The organism is Sphingobacteriaceae bacterium GW460-11-11-14-LB5, from assembly GCA_002151545.1.
GTDB lineage: Bacteria > Bacteroidota > Bacteroidia > Sphingobacteriales > Sphingobacteriaceae > Pedobacter.
The window spans coordinates 2,740,585-2,753,144 of record CP021237.1 but is presented as its reverse complement, the minus strand read 5'-3'; the positions used below and the strand labels follow the sequence as shown (position 1 = coordinate 2,753,144).

Here is a 12,560-nt window from a genome sequence, read left to right as displayed (position 1 = left end):
GATGAAGAATAAAAAAATTAATTTAATATTCGCAGCTATCGTATTGATTTTGGTAACTGCCTGCAATAAAGAGTATTATGTAGATTCTGGGGTGCTCACTCCAACGTATAACGGAACGATATTGCAATACCTGAAATCGAAACCAGCCATGTTCGATACGACAGTAAGGGTAATTGCACTTGCCGGAATGGATGATGTACTGGACAAAGAGAATGTTACTTTTTTTGCACCAACAAGTTCTTCCATTTATAAATCGGTACGGGCTTTAAATGCATACCTGATACAGAACGGAAGAGACACGGTTAAAGAATTGTCGCAGATTAAACGTGAGGTTTGGCGCAAAACACTTTCGCAGTACATTTTTAAAGGAACTAACCGTTTGAAAGATTATCCGCAGTTGGATACACTTGCTTATACCGCATTCCCCGGACAGTCTTTTTCCTCTTATGAGAATGGCAGGATCATGAATATCGGTGTCATATTTAATGATGCGGTGAGTGGCGCTACCAGTATAAAATATGCAGGTTACAGGCAGTTGTTTCTTTCTTATATAAAAGACTTCACTAAACCACAGCAAAGTTTGGTTAATATCCCGGTAGCCACCTCAGATATTGCGCCAACCAACGGAATCATACACGTATTAAGGCAGGCAACCTTGTCGGGGAGTACCCTGGTTAACAAGCATAATTTTGGATTTGTGAACAACATTTTCATCAATGATGTACTGGCCAGTGGCATAACGCCAATACAATAATAATTTTTTTAATGATTAGCGATTTAAAAGATGATATCTCTTTATAATAAATATACAACCAGGGTTTTTCAAATCGGATTTTTTCTGCTGGCCATGCTTTTGTTTGCCTGCAAAAAAAATGAAGTAGAACTGAAGGATCCTTATGCCAATGGTAAAGAACCATTGGGCATTCAATTTAAATCAAAAGCCCTTAGCCCTGCTATTGCTTCCTCCGGCGACGAAGTAGATGTAAATATCAGGGGGCTGATAAAATATACCGGTAAGTTTAAACTGTATGTTAACGAAATTGAGGCTGAAGTATTAAATTTTACCGACAGTACCTTAAAGTTTAAGGTGCCGGTAAATGCCAGTACAGGTGGCATCTGGATTACCGTTAATGATCCTACACTTGATAATCAGACGTTTTTCGGTCCAACCATGCAAATTGCGGGTAAGGTAAGTTTTGATGCTGGTTTTCAGGTGGTTAATGGCTCTAATTATCCAATTTACGATATTTTACGTTTGCCTGCCGGGGGCTACTTTTTAACAGGGGCCTTTACCGATTATGAAAACAGGGCGACTAAGGATCTTCCGATAGGTAATGTTGCACAGATAAATGCTGCGGGTGCCGTAGAAACAGCCTTAAAGTTTGGCATCGGCGCAAACTATCTGGTAAATGCAGTAACCAGGATTTCGAGTGGTAATGATAATGGCAAATTTCTAATTGCAGGTAATTTTTCATCCTTTAATACCAAGCGACCAAACAGGGCCAATATAAACGGCATTACACGCTTAAATGTAGACGGCACTTTAGATTCTACCATTATTGATGTGGTAAATGCCACACCTAACGACCCGTCAAAAAACAGAGATACCGTGCCGAGTTTTAATGGTGGAGTACAGGGTACCATTAAGAAGATTTTTACTTTCAACGATCAGATTTATGCTATTGGCAATTTTGATTATTATTTAAGGGCTTTTTACGAAAGGTCTACCTACGATTCTAAAGTTTTCGACCGGGTGCTGATGAGGCAAATGGTGCGCATGAATATGGATGGTTCAATGGATCAGAGCTTTCATTACAATGCAGGAACGAAACAAAGTCCTAATGCCGGAAATGGAAATATTAACGATGCGATACAAATGCCCGACGGTAAACTGGTGCTTGTGGGTACTTTTACCACCTTTAATGGGGTGAGCAGAAACCGCGTGGTAAGAATAAATTTAGATGGATCTGTAGATAATTCATTCAATATTGGAACAGGTGCTGATGATGAAATTACATCCATTACCTATAATGCAACGACAAACAAATTACTGGTAGGCGGAACTTTCAAGAATTTTAACGGGCAGTCCCGTACCGGAGTAGCCATGTTAGATGCTGATGGCAGCCTAACCTCAAGTTTTACTTTTCCCAGCCTTAACGGGGGCATAGTGAATTTTGCCGCTCAGTTGAATAACGGAAAAGTAATCGTTGGAGGAAGCTTTAATTTATACCGCAACGTGCTGCGCCAGGGATTTATGATTTTAAATGCCGATGGTACTTTGGCAAATGGTTATAACAATACCGGTGTATTTCAGGGTACGATAGAAAAAATGATCGAAACCACTTCTACAGCAGGAAATCCGGCAATCATTTTAGTTGGAAACATTTTCAGATTCGATAACATTCCGGTTAAAAATATATTAAGGGTAGAACTGCTTAACTAATTAAACATTCATAATCTCACAAATATGGGACATAGAAAAATATCACTTTCAAATCTGGGCACTGGCTGCATATCGGTTTGTTTTTTTGCCCTTGTGTTACTGGGTAGTGCCTGTAACAAAAATTTTGATAATGTAATTCCGGCCAACACTAAAAATGATACTGCCGGGGTAAGTTCGGGTAAGCCAAAAGTGCTTTACATTATTCTGGATGGGGTGAAAGGTTCGGCTGTGGCCGCAATTAAGCCGCCAAAGATTACAGAAATCAATAAAAATGCAATTTATTCTTTTGTAGGCTTAACGGATAGCACGCAGTTACCGGTAAGCAATGCGGGTGCCTGGGCAAGTTTAATCACCGGGGTAGATCCAAAATTCCACAAAGTAACAGGCGATAGTTTTACCGGAAACGATTTAACAACTTATCCTGGTTTATTTACCAGGATCAAACAAGAAAAATCAAAATTTACAACGGTTTCTTATGCTGCAAGCAGTGCTTTTACCCAAAATTTAGCCGGAGATGCATCTGAAAAGCAAACTTTAACTTCAGATGCTGAGGTAAAAACATCAGCCGTAACCAAGCTAAAAGATGGTAATGCTGATTTAATTGTTGCACAGTTTCATAGTGCAGAAACGGCTGGTGCAGCAGGTGGATACAGTGAAACTAACGCAGCTTATAATTCCGCTATTGGCACCTTAGATACTTACATTGGTGAAATGGTAGCCACTTTAAAAGCGCGTGCTACTTTTCGCGATGAGAATTGGCTGGTGGTAATTGCTTCAAACAAAGGTGGCGCAACAACTAATCCCCGTACCGATTTCAGTCTTTTTGGCGACGATGCGCGCAATACTTATGTGGCCTTGTATAATCCAAAATTCGCAGCCAGGTTAATCGGTAAACCAAACACCTCTGATGTACCTTATGCAGGTAGTGCACCAAGGTTCCAGTCTACCGAAACCACTCAGGTAACAGCCCTGTTGTCTAATGCTACTGTTGGTAATTTTGGAAGTACCGGTGATTATGTCATGATGTTAAAAATCAGAAATGACGCAGGCGTAAACACCACCTGGCCTACATTTCTGGCTAAATCATCGAATTTTGCCATTGCTGCAAATGCGTGGACATTTGCTTTTTCTAACACCTATTTCCAGTTTGACTGGGGAAATGCGACCAATGCGGCAGGTGCTTTCTTGCGTCCTGATGTTACTGTAATCAGAGATGGTGCATGGCATACCATTGCCGTAAAAGTTTATATGGAAGGCACTAAAAGATATTTAACCATGTTTACTGATGGCGTTAAGCGACCAGTTGGTACCAACTATCCGGTAGATGTAACAGGTAAAGATATTACCAACACAGGTTTTCTTCGTATTGGTGCAGCTAGTGGAAAAGTAACCAACTTTTTAATCAGGGATCTGGCCATATACAAAACCACCATGTCTGATGCGGATGTTATTACTTATATGAAACGGGAAGTAACACCCAACCATCCTTATTTTTCGAGTTTAGAAGGCTGGTGGCCTTGTAAAGAAGGCACCGGATTTTTACTGAAAGACCGCTCGGGCAAAAACAACGATTTTATTTTAACCAGTAATGCTACCTGGGGAACATTTAACGATTTGTCGCCAAATATTAATCCGGAAATAGTAGGAGCAGCCTACCGTACAGTGCCCAACAATGTAGACTTACCTTTCCAGATTTATAACTGGTTAGGCATTCTGCCACGAACCGAATGGAACTTATCGGGCAAAGCCTGGCCTCCAACTTTTACTGATGTGGTAACGAACTAATTTGATTGTATTAAATGAAATTTCAAATGAAAAGCATATTAAAGCTAACGATATTGATAGGCGTGGTGACTTTATCAGCCTGTAAAAAATACGGCTACGAAGTAGAAGATGGTTATGATGATAACTCAGGAAACAACAAAAGCATTACTGTAGATACCAACCGGTTATTTGTTGATCGTTCTGCCTTTGCTAAAGCCAGGGTTTTTCCTGGTTTGGTTGGCGATGGCGAACCAAGAGTAACAGATGCAAAGTTTACGCTAAACTTAAACTTTAGCGCCCAAACCGCCGATATGTTAAGGATTTCTGTTGCACCACAACCACAATTTGGTACTGGTTATTATGCGCCGCCTGGCGAATTGATCAAAATTGTGGTGCCTGCAGGTGCAGATGGATTAAGTGTACAGGTAGGCGGACATACTGATAATTTAACGGGTGTAAGCCCTTTGTTAAGAGACCCGATTATTGTGGTTAAAAAACAATTGTTTGCCGGTGTAAATTACGTGCGCAACCTTTACGGAGGGTACATTTATATCAATGCGACCTTTTCTTATCCCAATCCGATAGAATTTAGCATTTCAGGCGCATGTGTAACTCCCGATTTCGAATTGGGCAAATCAAACGATGCCGCCTGGATGGCTCAGGTTAAAGCCTCACAAGTGCCCTGGTTAGAACTTCGCTGCAGAAGTGTAGTCTACCTGGTGCCAAGAGACCTGATTGTAGAAAAGTTTACCTCATCAAGAGATCCGCTAACCAATCCAACGGCATTGATGACCAAATGGAATGAGATTTTTGATGAACACTATAATGCCTGGATGGGTTTATCACCTAATGCAGCTGATTTGCGCGACAGAAGTCCACAAGGACCGTGGAGAGGTACAGTTGATATTCAGATTAGCGGTTTCCCTACGGCAGCCGGACACTCTGGTTTTCCTTTTATGGGTTTATTAAACTATAATGGCAGCGAGTGGTTTCAAACCTGGGTAAGTTTAAATCAGCTGACCACCAATCAGCCGCATCCAAACTGGGGTACTTACCACGAATTTGGACACAATTGCCAGCAAAATACCACCTGGAACTGGTCTGCTTTGGGAGAATCGACCAATAATCTTTTCTCATACAAAGTAGCAAAAGCTTACGGACAGGATTTCAAAATTCTGCATGCACCTAACGAGTGGAATGATGTGGCCCTTGCTTATGCTGCTACGCCGCCAAGCGCCACTAAAAACTTCGACGTGGATTTAAATAGTGGCAGAGAGAACGGTTCGTTTGCACGCACGGTTCCTTTTGTACAACTCTTAGAAAAATTTGATTACGGCTTGTTAACCTATATTTATACCAAAGCAAGACATGCACCACGTTTAGCCAATAACGATCAGGACAAAAAGGATAATTTTTATGAGTGGGCCTGCGAATACACCAAAACCGATTTAATCCAGTTCTTCGGTGCATGGGGTATTACCGTGAGTAACGTTTCGCAAAGTAAGATAAAAGCCGCAAATTATCCGCCACTTGCAAAAGCAATATGGACTTATAATATTATGACAGGAACAGGAGGCGATGGGCCCGTACCAGTTGTCGCAACAACAATACCAACAACAGCAGTGTCGGCCAGTTCACCTGCACAAGATGGTGCTTTAGCAAATCTGGTTGATAACAATACCGCTACCATTTATCATTCTAAATATTCATCGCCTACACCGGCAGAAAGCCTTCCAATTAGTATCGTTGTGAGCACAGGAGCTACTGCGGCACCAGTAAAAGGAATCAGTTTTGTGCAAAGAATTGGCCAGTCTAATGGATATGTGAGAAATGTGGAGATTTACACCAGTCCTGATAATGTCACCTATACGCTTGCAGGCACGACAACAGTACCTCAAAACGAAACCCGTTACAATTATGCATTTCCCGGAGGAACAATCACTACCCGTTATGTAAAAGTAATTGTAAGAACAGGTGCAAGCACAACATTTATGTCTTTATCAGAACTGACACTATTTAAATAAGCGCTAAAAATATATTAACATGATTTATTTTTTAAATAAAAAACAGATTTTTCTGGCACTATCATTAGCTGTCGTAACGCTTGCTGGCTGTAAGAAATATCCTAACCCACCAACTTTTAACGAGGAGCTTGATAATTCTGTAGCCCCATCAAGAAGGGTAATCTTAATTAGTATAGATGGTGTTACAGGCTCAGAACTGAAAACCATTGCACCGCCAGCCATTACGGCATTGTTGCCTACCAGTAAATACTCTTACGCAACATTTAAATCGGCGGTGGCAACTGATGCAGCCACCTGGACCTCAATGCTTACTGGCGTGCCTTATACCAAACACCTGGTTTCTACAGATGATTTTCAGCCCACAACCGATCCAAATTCCGGAGAGCATGATGCCGTGCCCATCAGAAGAAATATTTTGGATTACATTATGAGTGGAATAGGCACTAAAACGGCATTTATCACTCCCTGGCCCAACCTGCGGAATTATGTAAAAGTAGCTGATTACAGGCCCCTGGTAAATACCGATCAAGCCGCTAAAGATTCTACCATTGCACTGTTAAATAAGTACGAAGGAATAGGGGCTACCATCGTGAATTTTAGAGAAGCTGAAGCTGCGGGTGCAAATGGTGGTTATGTAGCCACTAACGCTGCATATAAAGATGCCATACTAAAGGCCGATGGTTATGTAGATGAAATTATCAAAGCCATTAAAGCACGCAAAACATACACCAATGAAGAATGGCTGGTTATTATTACATCCAACCACGGCGGAAGCAGTGATAACCCCACAAGTGGTTTCCTCGTTATTAATAATCCGGCATTGAAATCACAGGAATTAAAGAAAATAGGCTATAACTCGGTTTTGTTTACAGGCACAAGCGTATTTGCGCAGGTTGCTCAGGATAATGGGTTGTACAATGCTGGGAACGATAAAGATTTCACTGTTCAGGCACAGGTTAAAATAACCAAAGGTGGTACAGGATACGTTGGGTTTCTTTCAAAAGGAACAGGATATAAGGATGCAGCAAAAAACCCAAATGGAGGTACAGGCTGGACTTTCGGTACCTGGGCAAGCCAGTGGAGACCTTATTATAGTGGAACATGGTTTCAAGGTGATCAGGGTAGGCTAACTGATGTAGCCTGGCATACGCTTACCATGACGGTTAAAAGGGTAAATGCGACAACCAGAACAGCAATTTGTTATTATGATGGAGTTAAGGCTGCAACCGAAGCCAATTGGAATGGCCAAACGCTTACATCAACTGATCCATTAAGAATCGGATTTAAATATTGTGGATCAGGTGATCCAATGGATTATTATGTAGCAAATTTAGCTTATTTTCAAACTGCACTGGATGGACCAACCATTCAGGCGAATTTAAATCTTAAAGATATTACCAAACACCCTAATTACAATAGCTTAATTGGTTTTTGGAAAATGGACGAGGGTGCAGAAGGAACACTTCAGAATACCGCACCAACAGGATATAATATGAACCTTTCAGGCGCTTATACCTGGTCTGCATTAGGTGCCGATGCGCCCTCACAATCAACCTATGAAGGTACAACGGGTTATTCGTTGGCGCCAGCTGTTGCCGATATAGGCGCGATAATGATGTATTGGACAAAAACTAAAATAGAGCCTGTATTTGATATTAGCGGTAAACCATTCTTGAAAGATTTTGAAAAAGAATTTTTGATTAGATCAGACAGATAATACAGCTAATACTTCTATTTGATATATAATTTCTTAAGAATCAGTTTTAGTTTAGAGGCATTGCCAAAATTGGCATGCCTCTTTTTTTTAGCTACAGACGAGAAATTTAAGGTGAATAATTTTGACCAGATTAAAAGTCTTTTATCCAAAATTGAATGCCTGACTTTTTTAGAATCAATAATTTTGAAAAATATTAATAGTCAGATTTTAGGCAATAAAATAATGGATAAGTTTTAACTCATCAGGTAAGATTAAAAAAGCTATTTTAATTAGAAAATATATATTTATAAGCCATCACTATTTTATATGTTTGCAAAACAAAAGTTTAGTATTTGTGAACTTTTTACAGAATTGATCTGTTTTAATTAATTAGTCCCTATAGTTAAAAAAATAGTCGAATGGATACCAGCGCTTTACAACCTCATAATCAACCTGCCCTCGATGCAATGGATATCTGTTGCCAGAAGCTAATCGAAAAAATGGGCGATAAGGCGATTGAAGACTGGCGGGTATCTGATTATAACAGCCTGAGTAGTCAATTGGGTAAACAAACAAAGGTGTACCTCAGTGTAAATACGCTGAAAAGGTTGTTTGGTCAATTGAAAACACCCCAGCGATATTTTCCACAAAAAGCGACAAGGGATGCACTTGCCCAGTTTATTGGTTATCGCGATTGGCAAGAATTTGAGCTCGTACATGCTGCAGTAAAACCCGTTCCTGTAAAAACCGAAGTCGATAAACCCATCGAAGAAGTCTCCATCCCTACCGAAATTAAGCCTAAAACCAGCAGAAAATATACTTATATAAGCATTTTTGCCATCATCATACTCGTCCTGACGGGGAGTTTTTTCATTTGGAAATCTTCGGCTGGGCCCATTGATGCAAAATTGGTCTGCGAGAATCCTGTTGGAAACGTTCCACATACAGCAGTTTTTAAATTAAAATCGGGCACTTCGGTGAATAACAATGAAGAGTTTAAGATAGATTTTATGGATGAAGCGCTTCCATCTGCCATAAGCGGTAAAAAAGAAGTGGCTAAATTTTTCAGAAATCCAGGCGTGGTGTACGCAACACTTTTATACCAGGATAAACCAATTGATACCGTTGCGGTATACATGCGTACAAAAGGCTGGGTAGCCAATTCGGGTAACGATACCTCCAGGGCATATCCCATTGCAGGTTTAAAACCCTTAAACCCTAAAAATATTTACGTTTCAAAAGAACAATTAGATTCAGCTGGTTTAGCCACCAATAAACCTTTTTTGGTGGGTTATAGTAATATTAAGCCCTCAAACATTAGTGGCGATAATTTCTCTTTCACCTGTAGGGTTTTTTCAGAGCAAAGCCGTCCGGGTACGCAATGTGTAGAAACCACCGTGATTATTTTGGGAGAGAAGCACCGCCATTTATTAACCTTAAACCGGGCCAGTTGCGTGGCTTTTTCACAATATAAGTTTTCGGAGAAAAGGGTACAGGGATCTGAACAGTTTTTAGGTGCCTTAGCATTCGATCCTTTAAACGGAGGCGATATAGAGATCAGGGTTGAAAATAAAAAAGCGGCTGTAATCTTAAATGGTAAAAAAGTGCTGACAACCAGTTACGAACGATCGATAGGTAAGGTGATGGGGATCAAAATTTTATTTAGTGGAATTGGTAAGGCCATTTCTCCAAAATTGGAGGATCTTTCTACCAAAGAAATATTCTAGTTGCGACTTCGGTTTCGATTATTCATTTCTCATTAGCTAAGTGATTTGTTTCTGTCCATTTTCTTTTGTTTGTTAGTTTAACAATCTTATTTAGAGTAGTTTGTGTGTGCATGCTTTTGTTTATTATTTGTACCATTAAATCTTTATGCTATTTTCTTTTCACACTTAACTTGGGGTAATCATATCTGCTAAGATTGTACACCATATTTTTTGTGAAATCTGATGAAAGTACTGCCCTTTACTATTTTATATCCTAATGAGCGGAGCATTATTGTTGAACATATTTGTGATACACATTTTTACCCTCATTTGCATCGGCATGAGGAAGTTCAGATTACCTGGATCGTTAAAGGCAGGGGCATTGTCTTTTCGGGGAATAATATCCATAATTTCCGCCCCGGCGATATTTTTGTAATTGGGGCAAATGTACCCCACTTATTAAAAAGTGATGCGGAGCATTTTAGTGCAGCCAGCACTGGCCAGGTAGAAGTATACTCGATATATTTTAACCTCAAAACGGGGATAGGATCACTTTTTGAACTGCCGGAAATGAATGAGACCCGTCATGTTTTTAATCATTACAGCAATGGTTTTAAGCTGAGTGGTAAATCTGCCGTTAAAATTGCCCGTAAAATAGAGAAAATCAATCAGGCAAACGATGAACAGATACTGATCAGTTTTATTGACTTAATCAATGAATTTAGATTTGCAGATCAATTGGAATCGCTTTGTTCAATCGATTATTTACCAAATATGAACGAGAATGAAAACGTTCAGCTGAGTAAGGTGATTAATTACATTATGCAATACTATCATAAACCCATCACCTTAGAAGAAGTATCTAATCAGGCCTTTATGTCTTCTGGTGCATTTTGCCGTTATTTTAAGCGCCATACCGGCCGCAATTTCATCACCTTTCTCAACGAGGTACGTATTAATGAGGTATGTAAAAATCTGGCCAGTGGTAAAAAGGCCGATTATATAGCTAATGTTGCTTACAAAGCTGGTTTTAAAAGCATGACTAATTTTAACCGTGTATTTAAAAACGTTGTTGGCATTTCGCCAAGAGCTTACGAAGAACGATTTAGGTCTTTAAGCCAGCTTGTTTAATATTGAAAAGTCTTATTCTACTATAGTTACATCGTTTTTTCTACCGGGGTGGAGATAGCTTTGAACCAGGTTAAAAGCTATCTCCACATTGCTGCGCTTCAGGCTCAGGGCCGGTCAATTTTTTTAGGTTTTATTGCTAGTGACTGGAAATCATCAATCAATACTTATTTATTACGTGCATTTTTTGCCCGTTCTATTTTTGAAATATCCTGAAAATCTGAATCATTTACCCATCCCCAGCTTAATTTGGGATCTTTAGCCATATATCTTTCGTAAAAGTTAACCCCTCTTTGGTCGGCATATTGGTATCTGTCAAATTCACTGCCTTTACCCAAAAGGCGGGGATCTGATTGTTCTTTTAATAAAGTCAGTAATTTACTTCTTAACTGTGCCGATTTCTTTTGATGGGCCGGATTTGATGCCAGATTATTTAAACAGGCCGGATCGTTCTTAATATCGTATAATTCCTCACCTGGTCGTTTTCCGAAAGACCATAACCAATAATTGAAATTGTGATCAGTAGCATAAACCGTATTGAGACAAACCGTTTTTGTTGGACTGCCATCTACGTTTAAATAACCAGTTTCAGGGTTTCCGGCTGGCCATCTGTCGGTTTCGAAATTTTTTATAAATAAATAGTTTTCCTGAAAAATACCCCGGATAGGATAGCCTACATCTTTAGGGCGGCCTACATCATGACGCTCTTTACCCACAAGCACGAAATTGCGTTTCTCTGAAACCTTTTCCTGATCAGCACTAAAAATATCTTTAAAACTTTTGCCTGTAATGGGTTTCATCTGGTTTTTAGCAGCAGGTACTTTGGCCAGATCCAAAAAGGTAGGGGCGAAATCGATAAAGCTGATAAAATCTTCAATTTTACGGCCTTTATGGGCAATGCCATCAGCCCACATCATGGCAAGCGGTAAGTGATTGGCGTATTCGTAGGCCTGCCCTTTAACGCGTGGAAAAGGCATTCCATTATCTGAAGTAACCACAATTAAGGTGTTGTGCAGTTCGCCTTTATCTTCGAGCATTTTAAGCATCTTCCCCAATTGTTTATCAAAGTATTCAATTTCAAATGCATAATCCAGCAGATCGGTTCGTACCGAATCGGTTTTTGGCCAGAAGGGATAAATTTCAGCATTGGGAATATCGTTCAGATTTTTTCCTCCTTTACTTACGCCCGAATTAAATTCGTATTCGCGATGTGGTTCTAAACCTCCATACCAAAAAAAGAAAGGTTTGCTGTCTGTTGTACTTAAAAATGCATCGAAATTAGCCGCATAATCTACATTACTGATTTTGGCTGTAGGAGGTGTTGTTTTAAGCTGATTGAATGCTTTTACCAGCATCTCCCTGGGTGTACCATCTGCTTGTTTGGCCACCACAGGTGCAACGCCTTTACCGGTATACCCAACTGCATATCCATTTTGTGCCAAAACCTCTGCAAACGAGGCAAATTTAGCCGGGAAATAAGACCAATGGTTGCCGGCTTCTTCCAATTGCCAGGAGTTTCTGCCCGTAACAATACACGATCGCGATGGTGCACATTTGGCATTTGGTGTATAGGCATTTTTAAAAAGAAGCCCATCCTGAGCAATGCGATCGAAATTTGGTGTTTTTACCCATTTACAGCCATAAGCGCCCATGTGCTGGTAGGTAACATCATCCATAATGGCGAAAAGAATGTTCGGACGATCAGAAGATTGTTTTTTTTTGTTTTTGAAGGATAGGGTAGCTGCACCAATCAAGACAATGCCGCAAATGCTAAAAATGTATTTTTTCATAGGGATGTA

General features: G+C 40.0%; 8 protein-coding genes. 7 read left to right on the top strand and 1 reads right to left on the bottom strand.

All coding sequences use genetic code 11. The features are described 5' to 3' along the window. The first annotated feature begins 1 nt into the window (after position 1). From CA265_11175 to CA265_11145, 7 genes are all read left to right on the top strand, one after another. Positions 2–754 carry a hypothetical protein gene (locus CA265_11175; protein ARS40184.1) on the top strand — a complete coding sequence of 251 codons (753 nt, stop codon included), beginning with the start codon at positions 2–4 and terminating at the stop codon, positions 752–754. 30 nt (positions 755–784) lie between these two features. Further along, positions 785–2,443 (top strand): hypothetical protein, encoded by a 1,659-nt coding sequence (locus CA265_11170; GenBank protein ARS40183.1) that lies wholly within the window; start codon positions 785–787, stop codon positions 2,441–2,443. A gap of 24 nt (positions 2,444–2,467) precedes the next feature. Beyond that, positions 2,468–4,228 carry a hypothetical protein gene (locus CA265_11165; protein ARS40182.1) on the top strand — a complete coding sequence of 587 codons (1,761 nt, stop codon included), beginning with the start codon at positions 2,468–2,470 and terminating at the stop codon, positions 4,226–4,228. Between the two features lie 14 nt (positions 4,229–4,242). Further along, positions 4,243–6,231 carry a hypothetical protein gene (locus CA265_11160; GenBank protein ID ARS40181.1) on the top strand — a complete coding sequence of 663 codons (1,989 nt, stop codon included), beginning with the start codon at positions 4,243–4,245 and terminating at the stop codon, positions 6,229–6,231. A gap of 19 nt (positions 6,232–6,250) precedes the next feature. Then, entirely contained in the window at positions 6,251–7,948 is a 1,698-nt protein-coding gene (locus tag CA265_11155) for a hypothetical protein (protein ARS40180.1), read from the top strand. 398 nt (positions 7,949–8,346) lie between these two features. Then, positions 8,347–9,654 (top strand): hypothetical protein, encoded by a 1,308-nt coding sequence (locus CA265_11150; protein ARS40179.1) that lies wholly within the window; start codon positions 8,347–8,349, stop codon positions 9,652–9,654. 222 nt (positions 9,655–9,876) lie between these two features. After that, the gene (locus tag CA265_11145; protein ID ARS40178.1) at positions 9,877–10,764 is read left to right on the top strand and encodes a hypothetical protein; all 888 of its coding nucleotides are present in this window, start codon (positions 9,877–9,879) and stop codon (positions 10,762–10,764) included. A 164-nt stretch (positions 10,765–10,928) separates the two neighbouring features. Here the strand turns inward: CA265_11145 and CA265_11140 are convergent, their stop codons facing one another. After that, entirely contained in the window at positions 10,929–12,551 is a 1,623-nt protein-coding gene (locus CA265_11140) for a heparan N-sulfatase (protein ID ARS40177.1), read from the bottom strand. Positions 12,552–12,560: the final 9 nt, after the last annotated feature.